At 63.1% G+C, this 13,240-nt stretch carries 15 protein-coding genes; 2 read left to right on the top strand and 13 right to left on the bottom strand.

Translation table 11 applies throughout. The features are described 5' to 3' along the window. Nucleotides 1-3 precede the first annotated feature (3 nt). Nucleotides 4-543, bottom strand: coding sequence for a ubiquinol-cytochrome C chaperone family protein (locus NKH78_RS21590; RefSeq protein ID WP_352649989.1), 540 nt, complete (start codon nucleotides 541-543; stop codon nucleotides 4-6). 114 nt (nucleotides 544-657) lie between these two features. Here NKH78_RS21590 and NKH78_RS21595 point away from each other — a divergent pair, with 114 nt between their 5' ends. Then, complete coding sequence (locus NKH78_RS21595) at nucleotides 658-1,191, top strand: outer membrane protein assembly factor BamE (protein ID WP_023674505.1); 534 nt, start codon at nucleotides 658-660, stop codon at nucleotides 1,189-1,191. Nucleotides 1,192-1,315: 124 nt separating this feature from the next. Here NKH78_RS21595 and NKH78_RS21600 read toward each other — a convergent pair whose 3' ends face one another. Continuing rightward, complete coding sequence (locus tag NKH78_RS21600; RefSeq protein WP_352738297.1) at nucleotides 1,316-3,457, bottom strand: sodium-translocating pyrophosphatase; 2,142 nt, start codon at nucleotides 3,455-3,457, stop codon at nucleotides 1,316-1,318. A gap of 251 nt (nucleotides 3,458-3,708) precedes the next feature. Continuing rightward, nucleotides 3,709-4,209, bottom strand: a complete 501-nt coding sequence (locus tag NKH78_RS21605; RefSeq protein WP_352477170.1) for a DUF2165 family protein — start codon at nucleotides 4,207-4,209, stop codon at nucleotides 3,709-3,711. 79 nt (nucleotides 4,210-4,288) lie between these two features. Here NKH78_RS21605 and NKH78_RS21610 point away from each other — a divergent pair, with 79 nt between their 5' ends. Next, on the top strand, nucleotides 4,289-4,522 hold the full coding sequence (locus tag NKH78_RS21610) for a hypothetical protein (protein WP_352506500.1): 234 nt from the start codon (nucleotides 4,289-4,291) through the stop codon (nucleotides 4,520-4,522). Between the two features lie 27 nt (nucleotides 4,523-4,549). Here NKH78_RS21610 and NKH78_RS21615 read toward each other — a convergent pair whose 3' ends face one another. The 10 genes from NKH78_RS21615 to nrdR all read right to left on the bottom strand — a co-directional run bounded on the left by NKH78_RS21615 (nucleotide 4,550) and on the right by nrdR (nucleotide 13,147). Next, a complete protein-coding gene (locus tag NKH78_RS21615) occupies nucleotides 4,550-5,299 on the bottom strand; it encodes an ABC transporter permease (protein WP_352662783.1) in 750 nt (249 codons plus the stop codon). Beyond that, nucleotides 5,296-6,234, bottom strand: a complete 939-nt coding sequence (locus NKH78_RS21620; RefSeq protein ID WP_352738295.1) for an ABC transporter ATP-binding protein — start codon at nucleotides 6,232-6,234, stop codon at nucleotides 5,296-5,298. Before NKH78_RS21620 ends, NKH78_RS21615 begins: the two co-directional genes overlap by 4 nt. After that, complete coding sequence (locus tag NKH78_RS21625) at nucleotides 6,231-7,406, bottom strand: ABC transporter permease (RefSeq protein WP_352738293.1); 1,176 nt, start codon at nucleotides 7,404-7,406, stop codon at nucleotides 6,231-6,233. Before NKH78_RS21625 ends, NKH78_RS21620 begins: the two co-directional genes overlap by 4 nt. A gap of 43 nt (nucleotides 7,407-7,449) precedes the next feature. Further along, nucleotides 7,450-8,361, bottom strand: a complete 912-nt coding sequence (gene osmF / locus NKH78_RS21630) for a glycine betaine ABC transporter substrate-binding protein OsmF (protein WP_352590546.1) — start codon at nucleotides 8,359-8,361, stop codon at nucleotides 7,450-7,452. A 159-nt stretch (nucleotides 8,362-8,520) separates the two neighbouring features. Further along, the gene (locus NKH78_RS21635; protein WP_352738291.1) at nucleotides 8,521-9,738 is read right to left on the bottom strand and encodes an MFS transporter; all 1,218 of its coding nucleotides are present in this window, start codon (nucleotides 9,736-9,738) and stop codon (nucleotides 8,521-8,523) included. Next, nucleotides 9,735-10,235, bottom strand: a complete 501-nt coding sequence (gene nusB / locus NKH78_RS21640) for a transcription antitermination factor NusB (RefSeq protein WP_352449306.1) — start codon at nucleotides 10,233-10,235, stop codon at nucleotides 9,735-9,737. The genes NKH78_RS21635 and nusB overlap by 4 nt, the downstream gene beginning before the upstream one ends. Then, nucleotides 10,232-10,726, bottom strand: a complete 495-nt coding sequence (ribH, locus tag NKH78_RS21645) for a 6,7-dimethyl-8-ribityllumazine synthase (RefSeq protein WP_352449305.1) — start codon at nucleotides 10,724-10,726, stop codon at nucleotides 10,232-10,234. The genes nusB and ribH overlap by 4 nt, the downstream gene beginning before the upstream one ends. Before the next feature lie 130 nt (nucleotides 10,727-10,856). Further along, nucleotides 10,857-11,474 carry a riboflavin synthase gene (locus tag NKH78_RS21650; protein WP_352456582.1) on the bottom strand — a complete coding sequence of 206 codons (618 nt, stop codon included), beginning with the start codon at nucleotides 11,472-11,474 and terminating at the stop codon, nucleotides 10,857-10,859. Between the two features lie 30 nt (nucleotides 11,475-11,504). Continuing rightward, nucleotides 11,505-12,635, bottom strand: a complete 1,131-nt coding sequence (ribD, locus tag NKH78_RS21655) for a bifunctional diaminohydroxyphosphoribosylaminopyrimidine deaminase/5-amino-6-(5-phosphoribosylamino)uracil reductase RibD (protein ID WP_352738288.1) — start codon at nucleotides 12,633-12,635, stop codon at nucleotides 11,505-11,507. Nucleotides 12,636-12,637: 2 nt separating this feature from the next. Next, nucleotides 12,638-13,147 carry a transcriptional regulator NrdR gene (gene nrdR / locus NKH78_RS21660; RefSeq protein ID WP_023674492.1) on the bottom strand — a complete coding sequence of 170 codons (510 nt, stop codon included), beginning with the start codon at nucleotides 13,145-13,147 and terminating at the stop codon, nucleotides 12,638-12,640. Nucleotides 13,148-13,240 lie beyond the last annotated feature (93 nt).

The raw sequence follows: 13,240 nt of genomic DNA on the forward strand, positions 1-13,240 counted from the left end.
CGCTCAAGCGTTGGCCACGGGAAATGCCACCGTGCCGGAAACGATCGATTCGGTCGGCTGTTCCGTGAGTTGCCTGGATGCATCGGCGGCATAGAGTGCCAGTTGCGACGCTTGCGGCCAGGCGCCGGCATCCGGCCTGACATTGCGGGCAAGGGCGGCGGCGAGTGCATCATGGTCATTTCGTTGCAGCGCATCATCATAGGCGGCGGTACGGCCATAGAACATCTTCGCCAGTTTGCGCATTCGCTTCGGCACGCCGACGTCGCCAATGCCCAATTCACGCAACGAATGTTCGACATCCATGAAGAACTCGTCGATCAGCACCTGCGCAACCTCCGCCGCGGCACCGCCCTCGCCGCGCAATCGGTGCTGGAACAGGAACATATGTAACGACAGCATCTCGAAGCGGCCAAGCGGCGTGTCCGGCACGTTCCAGGCGGAATAAAACACCGTTTGCCGCGCCGCCGCCACGATTTGTGCGTAAAGCGCCTCGGTGATGGCGCGGTTGGCATGTCGTTCGCGGCCAAAGAGGCGCTGGAACATTTGAGGGTGGTCTCCCGGGACCGTTTGTTGAAGTGGCCTTGTTGCATCGGCAAGCAAGCTGGTTTACCGGTTTTGCGGCCCAGCGCAAGTTGCGGCCAGCTTATGGAGTTGTAGTTGCGCGCGCTGAAATTCAAGTCGACTTTCCTGCCCAGGCCCGGCGGTGCGGTTTCGCTGCTGGTGATCGCTGCGGCACTTTCCGCCTGCAATTCGTCCAAGATGATCGGCGATCTCAATCCGAGCGAGACGCTGACGCAAGGCTACGTCATCGACCAGCAGGCGATCGACCTGGTGCCGGTCGGCTCAAGCCGCGAACAGGTGCTGCTGGCGCTCGGCACTCCCTCGACGAAGGCGACCTTCGATAACGAGGCCTTTTATTACATTTCTCAGACGCGCAAGCGCTATGTCGCCTTCGACAAGCCGCGGCTGGTCGACCAACATGTGCTGGCGGTCTATTTTGGCGATGACGGGCGCGTCACCCAGATCGCCAATTATGGCTTGAAGGACGGCAAGGTGTTCGACTTCATCTCGCGCACCACGCCGACCGGCGGCAAGGACCAGAACTTCCTCAGCCAGATCATCAGTGGCGCCAGTAAGCTGGCGCCTGGCGTTCCCGGCGCCAGCGGCGGCAGCACGCTCGGCGGCACCTGATCCACCCGAGGGTGTCGGCTTCCTTCCGTTCCTTTCGCTTCCCTGTAAGCGGCATATCTCAGGCAATGAAAAACCCGCGGGAGCGATCCCGCGGGTTTTTGTCTTAAGGCCATAGCGACCGAGCTTAGCCGTGCGCGAGAACGGCCAGCAACAGCAGCGCGACGATGTTGGTGATCTTGATCGCCGGGTTGACCGCTGGGCCGGCAGTATCCTTGTAGGGATCGCCGACCGTGTCGCCGGTCACCGAAGCCTTGTGCGCTTCGGAGCCCTTGAGGTGCTTGAGGCCGTCCTTGTCGACGAAACCGTCTTCGAACGACTTCTTTGCGTTGTCCCAGGCGCCGCCGCCGGAGGTCATCGAGATGGCAACGAACAGGCCGTTGACGATGACGCCGAGCAGCGAGGCGCCGAGCGCGGCAAAGGCGGATGCCTTCGAACCGGAGATCAGGAGGACGCCGAAATAAACCACCAGCGGCGCCAGCACCGGCAGCAATGATGGAACGATCATCTCCCGGATCGCTGCCTTGGTCAGAAGGTCGACGGCGCGCGCATAGTTCGGCTTCGAGGTGCCGGCCATGATGCCCGGATCCTCGCGGAACTGCTTGCGCACCTCCTGGACGATAGCGCCCGCGGCGCGGCCGACGGCGGTCATGGCGATGCCGCCGAACAGATACGGGATCAGGCCGCCGAAGATCAGGCCGGCGACGACGTAAGGATTGGAGAGGTCGAAGGAGACGTCGCCCATGCCCTGGAAGTAGGGGTATTTGTCGCCATTGGCGGCAAAGAACTTCAGGTCGTTAGAGTAGGCCGCGAACAGCACCAGCGCGCCGAGGCCGGCCGAGCCGATAGCGTAGCCCTTGGTTACCGCCTTGGTGGTGTTGCCGACAGCGTCAAGCGCGTCGGTTGACTGGCGCACTTCCTTGGGCAGGCCGGCCATTTCGGCAATGCCGCCGGCATTGTCGGTAACCGGGCCGAAGGCATCGAGCGCGACGATCATGCCGGCGAGGCCGAGCATCGTCGTCACCGCGATCGCCGTACCGTAGAGGCCGGCAAGCTGGTATGTCGAGATGATGCCGCCGACGATGACGATCGCCGGCAACGCCGTCGCTTCCAGCGAGACCGCGAGGCCCTGGATGACGTTGGTGCCGTGACCGGTGACCGAGGCCTGGGCGATGGAGTTCACCGGACGCTTGTTGGTGCCGGTATAATATTCGGTGATCACCACGATGAGGCCGGTCACCGCAAGGCCGACAAGGCCGCAGATGAACAGGTTCGTGCCGGTAATAGCCATGCCGGCGACGGTGCCGATCTCCCCCCAGCCGATACATGCCGAAGTGGCTACGGCAAGGCCGACAATCGACAGCACCCCGGTGACGATCAGGCCCTTGTAGAGCGCGCCCATGATCGAGCCGCTGGAACCAAGCTTGACGAAGAAGGTTCCGACGATCGAGGTGAGGATGCAGGCGCCGCAGATGGCCAGCGGATAGAGCATGGCCGCGCCGAGAACGGCGGTGCCGCCGAAGAAGATGGCGGCCAGGACCATGGTGGCGACCACAGTCACTGCATAGGTCTCGAACAGGTCGGCCGCCATGCCGGCGCAATCGCCGACATTGTCGCCGACATTGTCGGCAATGGTGGCCGGATTGCGTGGATCGTCTTCGGGAATGCCGGCTTCAACCTTGCCGACGAGATCGCCGCCGACGTCGGCGCCTTTAGTGAAGATGCCGCCGCCGAGACGGGCGAAGATCGATATAAGCGAGGCGCCGAAGCCGAGCGAAACAAGCGAGTCGATGACGACGCGATCGTTTGGCTGCAGACCCATGAACTGGGTCAGGATCAGGTAGTAGATGGAGACGCCGAGAAGGGCCAGGCCAGCTACCAGCATGCCAGTGATGGCGCCCGACTTGAAGGCGATCTCGAGGCCGGCAGCGAGGCTGTTGGAAGCCGCCTGCGCGGTGCGCACATTGGCCCGCACCGAGACGTGCATGCCGATGAAGCCAGCGGCACCCGACAGAACGGCGCCGATCAGGAAGCCGATGGCGGCGGTAATCGAAAGCAGCCACCAGGCGAGCAGCAGGACCACGACACCGACGATGGCGATGGTGGTGTACTGGCGCGCCAGATAAGCCTGCGCGCCTTCGCGGATGGCCGCGGAAATTTCCTGCATGCGTGCATTGCCCTGATCGGCCGCGAGAACCGAACGTGTCGCCCAGATGGCGTAAAGGACTGAAAGCAGACCGCAGGCGATGACAGCTGAAATTATGGTCATTGCCGAATTTTCCTCGATTGGTGGCCCAAAAGAACCCCTCCCCGGGCCGTTGAGACAGGGGACGAATTTCCGCAACCGGAATCCGTCCCTTCGCAGCGGCTTATGCGAAACAGGGCTCGGAACGTCAAGATATTGTTCGGTTCTTGTCCGGCTTTCGCCCAAAAGATCCCGGTTTCGCCCAAAAGGCTGGACGGCAGTGCGCCTGTCGACACCGCCATCCGGTAAGATCGATTGAAATCGACGAAGGGCCGTCAAGCTTTGCGCGGGTCGCCGTCCGGCTGGACGACGAAGACCAGCACCACCAGCATGGTCATGTAGAATTTGAACGCCGCCTCCTGACCGTTCCATGTCGAAGACTGCCACATGGCAAACCACTCGCCGCCAACGACCATGAAACCGAAATACCAAACGAGGAAGCCCATTGTGGCGGCAATGATGGCGAACTTCTTGGCATCGTTGAAAGCCTGTCCGCTGGCGTTGCGCGCCTGCCAGAGTTGCCAGGCGGCGATCAGGTAGAGCAGGCAGGTCAGCGCCTCGCCAAGGATGATCAGCCAGTAGCCTGCCGTCCACAAGGCCGGGTTGGTGATCGAGCGGTACATCAGTGCGTTGCCGGGAAAGGTCGTGTCCATGCTCAGCACATGCTGGACAAAGGCGAAGTTTGAGCCGTAATCGGTGATGTTGCCAAAGGCGACGAGGAAGGCGAAAGCCGCCAGACACAAACACATGACGATCTTGGAGAAACGCGCGGTCATGGCAAGAACTCCTGCTGAAAGATCGGGGCATCGCACTCATCAATCGCCGAGTCCCGAAGATCGCGCAACGGGTGGCCCAGTGATCATCGTACTCACAGCCATTGCAAGACATTATGCCGGCAAGCAAGACATTGCCGAGACTGTCGAAGCCCTCGATCTCGATAGTGATTGCGCTGTGGGCGACTTGGTCTCTGTGGTTAGAGCCGGTACACAGCACGATTTCGCCGTCATCCGCCGCCGCTGGATCGCCAGCGGGACGGGTATGGCGCTCGAACTGACGCTTGATCATCCGGCGCGTTCGATCGGCCGCTGAAAGGAAACGAAGTTCGCTCGGAGAGGCTTACTCCGCCTCGCGTCCCATGCGCCGCGCGGTGTAGCGCTCGATCGCCGACAGCCCGTCATAGATCAGTACGGCAAGGGCGGCGACGATCAGGCCGCCCTGCAGGATGAAGGCGAGGTTGTTCGACAGTAGGCCGGCGATGATCACCTCGCCCAATGTCCTCGCCGCGACTGTCGAGCCGATGGTCGCGGTGGCAAGGCTGATCACCACCGACAGCCGGATACCGCCGAGAATGATCGGCGCGCTGAGCGGCAGTTCGACCTTGACCAGCCTTTGCCAGCCAGTCATGCCGGCGCCACGCGCCGCCTCGACGACGTTGGCTGGCAGCGTCGTCAGGCCGGTCAGCGCGTTCTCGAAGATCGGCAGCAGGCCATAGAGAAACAGCGCAATCAGCGTCGGCTTTTCGCCGAAGCCGACCGCCGGCACGGCAAGCGCCAGCACCGCCACCGGTGGAAAGGTCTGGCCTATGTTGACCAGGCTGCGCGACAGCGGCAGGAATTCGGCGCCGGCTGGCCTGGTGACCAGAATGGCGAGCGCGACCGCAACGATCGTCGCGGCAACCGTCGCGATCAGCACGGTCCGCAGATGCAGCAGCGTCAACGTCAAAAGGCTGCCCTGATTGTAGATTACCGGCGCGTTGTTCTCTGTCAGCGGCTTCAGCAGCGGTTCGAACCAGCCGGGATTGGTGACGAAGGCAATAAGCACTACCACCAAGGCCAGCCTGAGCAGCGACGGAAGCCAGGCTTTCATGCCGGCCTCGCCGCTCGCTTAACCAGCCCGTCCACAGTGACGCGGCCAAGCGGCTTGCCGTCGGTATCCTTCACCGGAAGTGCCGGGCGGCCCGACCACAGGAGTTCGGCCAACGCGTCGCGTTGGCTGGCGTCACCGGGGATCGCCTCGCCTTCGGCCGTGCCTTTTTCCACCGCGTCGCGCACCCGGCCAAGCGACAACAGCCGGAACGGTTTTTCGCTGGCGCCAACCAGGGTCTCGACAAACGCGCTGGCCGGTTTCGCCAGTATCTCGGCCGGCGCGGCATATTGCACTACTTTGCCGCCATCCATCACCGCGATCTTGTCGCCCATGTGAACGGCCTCTTCCATGTCATGGGTGACGAGGATGATGGTGGTGCCGAAGCGTTTCTGGATCGCCAGCAGATCCTCCTGCGCCTTGTTGCGGATGATCGGATCGAGCGCGCCGAAGGGCTCATCCATCAACAGCACGTTGGGTTCCGCGGCAAGCGCCCGGGCGACGCCGACGCGCTGCTGCTGGCCGCCGGAAAGCTCATGCGGATAGCGTGGCCCGTAGGCTTGCGGGTCGAGCTGGTATAGCGTCATCAGCTCGTCGACGCGGGCCTTGATGCGGTTGGCGCCCCAGCCGAGCAATACCGGCACAGTGGCGATGTTCTGCGCCACCGTGCGATGCGGAAACAGGCCGTGGCCCTGGATGGCATAGCCGATGCTGCGACGCAGCTCATAATCCGGGACCGAGCGGTTATCGACGCCGTCGAGCTTGATCACGCCCGATGTCGGCTCGACCAGCCGGTTGATCATGCGAAGCAGCGTCGTCTTGCCGGAGCCGGAGGTGCCGACGATGACGGCGATGCTGCGCGGCTCGATTACTATCGACACGTCGTCGACGACTGTCGTCTCGCCGTAGCGCTTGGTGATGCCTTCGATCTCGATCATGCCGTTTCAACCCTGCGCTTGCTGGCGCTCATTTCGATCACTGCATCGAGGATGATGGCAGCGGCGAAGGCCAGCACCACCGTGGGAACAGCACCGAGCAGCACCAGGTCCATCGCCGTCTGGCCGACCCCCTGGAATACGAACACGCCAAAGCCGCCGCCGCCGATCAACGCGGCAATCGTGGCGAGGCCGATATTCTGCACCAGCACGATGCGGATGCCGGTGAGGATCACCGGGAAAGCCAGCGGAAACTCGACGCCGAACAGCCGCTCGCGGTCGGTCATGCCCATGCCGCGCGCTGCGTCGTTGGCGGCACGCGGCACACCGGCGAGGCCGACCACGGTGTTGGCCACTACCGGCAGCAGTGAATAGAGGAACAAAGCGACGAAAGCCGGCGCCGTGCCGATGCCGCGAATGCCGAGCGCGGCAGCTCCCGGCACATGCGAAGCGACCCAGCCGAGCGGTGCGATCAAGAGGCCGAACAGCGCAATCGAAGGAATGGTCTGGATGATATTCAGCACGTTGAGCACACCGGCCCGCAATTTCTCGACGCGGTGGCAGAGGATGCCGAGCGGCAGGCCGATGATCACCGCTGCCGCCAGCGAACCCAGCGCCAGCGTCACATGCTTGGAGCCTTCCGCCCAAAAACTATCGGAGCGATTGAAATATTCCTTGAGGATCGACAGGCTGTTCCAGCTTCCCGAGACGAGCAGCAGCCCGATCGCCGCGGCGGCGACAACAAGCACGCCGATCCGTGCCTGCGGCAACAGGTTCAGCCGCGTAAGCACGTCGGCGAGCAGAAGCGTGAAGGCGAAGATAAGCAGCCAAAAGCCCGAAGCCGGCGAGATACGGGCGAAGGTGTTGCCGGCAGGTGTCAGGAAACTGCCGGCAACGCCGATCAGCAGCGCCAGCGCCGCAAGCGCAACCACACTGGCGGCGAGGCGCAGAACAAGCGGCGTTTTCAGCAGCGCAATGAGCGCCGCTGCGACAACAATCGCCATCAACAGCGGACCGACCGTCGCAGGCAAAGATTCGACGATCGAGCGCGTCTCACCGGGTACGATGCGATTGGCGCGGAAGGTGGCGAATGGCGCCGCAAAAGCCGCATAGGCCGATATCGCCGCGATGACCACGCCGAGCTTGTCGAACCGGATGCGCACGCCCTCCCCCATCGGCCGATCCGGCGCACCTCGAAAGCGGAGCGCCGGAATCGCCTTACTTCAGGAAGCCGTTCTTTTTCAAAAAGTCCTCAGCGACGCCCTTGACCGGCTCGCCGCCAACCTGCACGCGGCCATTCAACTCCTGCAGCGTGACAAGGTCGAGCTTGGCGAACACCGGCTTCAGCAGTGTCTCGATCTCGGGATGCTCCTTCAGCACCGCCTCGCGGATGATCGGCGCCGGCTGGTAGACCGGCTGCACACCCTTGTCGTCCTCAAGCACGACAAGGCCGGAGGGCGCGATGCCGCCGTCGGTGCCATAGACCATGGCGGCGTTGGCGCCGTTAGTCTGGTTGGCCGCAGCGGCAATGGTCGCCGCCGTGTCGCCGCCCGACAGCGTGATCAACTGGTCCGGCTTTAGCGTGAAGCCATAGGTCTTCTGGAAAGCGGGCAGCGCGGCCGCCGAATTGACGAACTCGGCGGAGGCCGCCAGCACCACCTTGCCGGCGCCCGAGACATATTTGCCGAAGTCGGAAAGGGTGACGAGCTTATTGGTATCGGCGACCTCCTTGCGCAGGGCGATCGCCCAGGTGTTGTTGGCCGGTGACGGTGACAGCCAGACGATCTTGTTGGAGTCGTAGTCGAGCTTCTTGGCAGTCTCATAGGCCTTGGCGGCGTCTTTCCACACCGGATCGTCGGCCTTCTCGAAGAAGAAGGCGGCGTTGCCGGTGTATTCCGGATAGATGTCGATCTCGCCGGCTGTAATCGCCTTGCGTACCACGGGCGTGCCGCCGAGCTGGATACGGTCGGTAGTCTGGATATTATTGGCGTTCAGCACCAGCTGGATGATATTGCCGAGCACACCGCCCTCGGTGTCGATCTTCGACGACACCACCACCTGGGCACTCGCCGAGGCCAACGCAATTCCGAGCGCCAGTACAGCGCCGGCCAGAATCTTGATTGAAAACATCTCACAAATCCCTTGCTGTGAACCGGAATACGGCTGCCGCATATGAGCATGGCTTCGATGCCCCGTCGGGGTACACGGTTTCATAAGAGGGGGGATGGGCGCAATAATTTTGTTCGGATGTGAGTGAATCCGCTGCCGCGACGTCCCGACAGGGTGACGTCAGTTGGCCGCGCGCAAGCCCGTCATCTTCAACACGCCCAGTGCCACGAAACACAGCACGACGACCGGGAAAATCATCCAGTTCAACATCTCCCAGCCCCAGGCATTGTAGACTGCCCCCGACATCAGCGAGGCGAAGGCGACGGAGCCGAACAGGACGAAATCGTGGAACCCCTGGACCTTGCCTTTTTCGGATGACTGGTAGCTGTCGGCCACCATGGCGGTGGCACCGATGAAGCTGAAGTTCCAGCCAAGGCCGAGCAGGATCAGCGCCGTCCAGAACTGCCACAGTGCCAACCCTGACAGCGCCACTATGGCGCAGCCAATCAGCAGCACCAGGCCGATGGCCACGATCCGCTCAGCGCCGAAGCGATAGATCAGCGACCCGGTGAAGAAGCTCGGCGCGAACATCGCCATGACGTGCCAGGAAATGCCGAGCGTGGCGTCGTCGGTCGAAAGGCCGCAGCCGACCATGGCCAGAGGCGCGCCGGTCATCACGAAGCTCATCAGTGCGTAGCTGCCGATGGCGCAAAACAACGCCGCGACGAAGCGTGGCCTGGTGACGATTTCCGAGAGCGGCCGGGCGTCGCTGTCGGAAATTTCCACCTTCTCGGTTGCCTTGGCTGGGATACGCAACAAAGAGAGAATGGCGGCGCCGACCGCCGCCAGCACCAGGATGGACGCAAACGAGCCGGCAAACTTCACCGGCGAGAATAGATCGCCGGTGAAGATGACGATCTGCGGCCCAAGGATGGCGGTGACGATGCCGCCGGCCAGCACGAAGGAGATGGCACGCGCCTTGAATTCAGGCGGAGCATTGTCGGCGGCGGCAAAGCGGAACTGCTGGACGAAGGCGCCCCCGATGCCGATCACGGCCAAGCCGAAAGCGAACAGCCAGAAGCTGTCATGAAACAGCGCCAACGTGGCGATCAGCCCGCCAAGCGCCGTGACCGCTGTGCCGGTCATGAAGCCGTCGCGCTGGCCGAGCCGGCGGATGATCGCCGCGGCCGGCAGGGAACCGAGCGCCACGCCGACATTGAAGCCGGTGATCGGCGCGGTTGCCAGCGACTTGTCAGCGTCGAGCAGGTACTGCCCGGCCAATCCGCCCATGGAAATGGCGATGGGTGCGGCCGAGCCGATGATCGCCTGCGAGGCTGCGAGGATGAAGGCGGTGCGACGCGCTTCCTTGCCCGCCTCAACGGCGACGACAGCAGTCATGAGGCGTCCTTGCCCCGGCCCTCGCCACGCACCCGGCGCGACACGCGATCAAGCACCGCATTGACCAGTTTCGGCTCGTCTTCTTCGTAAAATGCCTTGGCGATGTCGACATATTCGGAGACGATGACCGCCACCGGCACGTCCTCGCGCTGCATCAGCTCGTAGACGCCGGCGCGCAATATGGCGCGCAACGTCGAATCGAGCCTCGACAGAGGCCAGTCCTCGGTCAGCGCCTGTCGGATGACTGGATCGATGGTCTTCTGGTGCTCGACAACGCCGGCAAGAATGGCGCGAAACCATTGCGCATCGGCTTCGCGATAGAGCGCGCCATCGACTTCCTTGCCGAGCCTGAACGCCTCGTATTCGGCGGTGATCTCAAACACACCGCTGCCGGCGACGTCCATCTGGTAGAGCGCCTGCACGGCGGCCAGACGGGCAGCACCGCGCTTGTTGGCATGGCGAACCGCAGGCTGGCCGGGCGAAGCGGGTTCGCTCACGTTCGCTCTCCCAGCTGTTCCTTTAGAGCGATCATGGTCAGCGCCGCACGCGCCGCAAAGCCGCCCTTGTCGCCTTCCGAACGTCTTGCTCGCGTCCATGCCTGTTCGTCGTTTTCGGTGGTCAGGATGCCGTTGCCGATGCAGACTGCATCCTGCACGGACAGGTCCATCAGGGCACGGCTGGATTCATTGGCGACGATATCGAAATGATAGGTGTCGCCGCGGACCACCGTGCCGAGGGCGACGAAGCCGTCATAGTTCGTCCCGCCTTCGGAGGCACCGTCGAGCGCGAAGGAAATCACCGCCGGGATTTCGAGCGAGCCCGGAACGGTGACGACATCGTATGTCGCGCCCGCTTCCTCGAGGGCCTTTGTCGCGCCTTCGAGCAACGCGTCGGCAAGGTCGTCGTGAAAGCGCGCCTCGATGACAAGAAGGTGGGCCTTCTTCTTCGGACGGATGAACGCTTTGCCGTGTTGGGATGTGCCTGCCATAGATGTCTCCGGGGATCGCCGGTGACTTAGGCCGAAGCCGGTTTGATCGCAAGCGGAAGATTGCCGAAGGAACTTTCAAGGCCAACTCGGCGGCGGTCGCATCAGGGAATGGGCTTTATGGACGAGCGCCTCAAAGCCCCTCTTTAGCCGCCTCCACCAGTCGCGCTGCGTAGCGGGCCATGGTGTCGATCTCGAGATTGACGTGGTCGCCGACCTGCCGCTCGCCCCAGGTGGTGACGCTCAGCGAATGGTGGATCAACAGCACGTCGAAGCGGGTGCCTTCGACGTTGTTGACGGTCAGCGAAGTGCCGTCGAGCGCGACGGAGCCCTTGGGCGCGATGAATTTGGCCAGCTCTCGCGGTGCTTCCAGGGTGAAGCGAACGGCGTCGCCCTCTTCCTTGCGCGCCACGATCTCGGCCATGCCGTCTACATGGCCCGACACGATATGGCCGCCAAGCTCGTCGCCGATCTTCAGTGCCCGCTCAAGGTTGATTCGCGTGCCGGCCTTCCAGCCCATCGCCGTCGTCAGCCTGAGCGCTTCTTCCCAGGCCTCGACCTCGAACCAGCGTGCGTTGGCGCCGTCTTCCGGCAATCCCGTCACCGTCAGGCAAACGCCGCCGCAGGAAATCGAGGCGCCGATGGCAATGGTCTGCGGATCGTAAGCGGTGTCGATACGCAAACCGACGCCTTCCCTGAGCGGCTTCACGGCTGCGACGGTGCCGACATCGGTGACGATTCCAGTGAACATTAGTTTGGCCCCGTGAACATCAGTTCGGTCCTAGATGTCTCTTATCCATTCCGCATATGTATCTTCGCCGAAACGCATGTTGCGCAATTTGCGAAATCCCGGCGGGATATTGTTGGCATCGACTGGCGATGCAATGCCGTCCCCGCCGATCGCATCCGGCCCCTGAAACAGCACGATGCGGTCGACCACTTGTTCGGCGAGGAAGGCCTTGGCGATCTTGGCGCCGCCCTCGATCAGCACGCTGGCCATGCCGAGTGCCGCCAGATCCTCGAGCAGTTCCGGCAGCGCAATATCGCCTTCATACGTCTCAGTGCCGATAAAGCGCACGCCGGTGCGTTCGAGCGCGGCCCGCCGACGTGGATCGGCCTCGGCACAAGCGGCGACATAGAGCGGGACCCGGTCGACGCCGGCGACCAGTTTCGAAGTCTCCGGCAGCCTGATCTGGCGGTCGAGTACGATGCGCGCCGGCGAACGGCTCTCCAGTCCCGGAAGCCGAACCGTCAGCGCCGGATCGTCCTCCAGTGCCGTGCCGATGCCGATCAATATGCCATCGGCTTCGGCGCGCATCAGATAGACTTCGCGTCGGGCGATATCGCCGGTGATGGAGACCTGTCCCTCGCCTTTCACGCCGATCTTGTTGTCGCTCGAAAGCGCAAGTTTCAGGATCACTTCCGGGCGTTTTTTCAGAGATCGAATTAAATAGCCGGCCATCTGCTCCGCGGCTTCGGCGGCCAGCACTTTTTCCACCACTTCGACGCCGGCGGCACGCAAGATTGCATAGCCCTTGCCGGAAACACGCGGGTCCGGATCGCTGGCAGCGCCGACCACACGCGCCACGCCGGCACTGACCAGCGCATTGGCGCAAGGCGGCGTGCGGCCGTGATGGGCGCAGGGCTCCAGCGTTACATAGGCGGTGGCGCCGCGCGCCAGTTCGCCGGCCTCTGCCAAAGCCTCGGTCTCGGCATGCGGCCGGCCGCCGACGGCGGTGACGCCGCTGCCGACGATCATCGGCCCGTCGCCGTCATCGCGCACGATCAGCGTGCCGACGGAAGGGTTGGTCGAGGTCCGCCCGGCATTCTTGCGCGACAGCCTGAGGGCTGCCGCCATATAGCGGCGATCGAGGACCTCTTGCTCAGCCGTGCTGCGTTCGGACCCTGCCATGCTCAGCTGGCGTCCTCTTCGCTCTTCAGCTCTTCGCCCCTGGGCTCGTCGGTTTTGAGCTCGTCGCCTTTGAGTTCGCCCAACACGTCGTGGAAATCCTTGGCCTCGCGGAAATTGCGGTAGACGGAGGCAAAGCGCACATAGGCGACATCATCGAGCGACTTAAGCGCCTCCATGACCAGCCGGCCGACTTCCCCCGAGGCCACCTCGGTCTCGCCCGAGCTTTCGAGCTGGCGCACGATGCCGGTCACCGCCCGGTCGATACGTTCCGGGTCGACATTGCGCTTGCGTACCGCGATCTCGACAGAGCGCAGCAACTTGTCGCGGTCGAACGGCACCTTGCGTCCAGACTTCTTCACCACGACGAGATCGCGCAATTGGACGCGCTCGAAAGTGGTGAAGCGGCCGCCGCAATCCGGGCAGACGCGCCGCCTGCGGATCGCTGCACCGTCTTCGGCAGGGCGCGAATCCTTCACCTGCGTATCTTCGGACTGACAGTAGGGACAGCGCATGGAGAGCCTTCGGTTCGCGATTCTCGTAGTGCGAACGGCTTATAGGTTTTTGCCACGATGGCAAAGTATGGCCGATGACCGATCGCGCCTCAG

Origin of the sequence: Mesorhizobium sp. M0910, from assembly GCF_040319465.1 — a bacterium.
GTDB lineage: Bacteria > Pseudomonadota > Alphaproteobacteria > Rhizobiales > Rhizobiaceae > Mesorhizobium.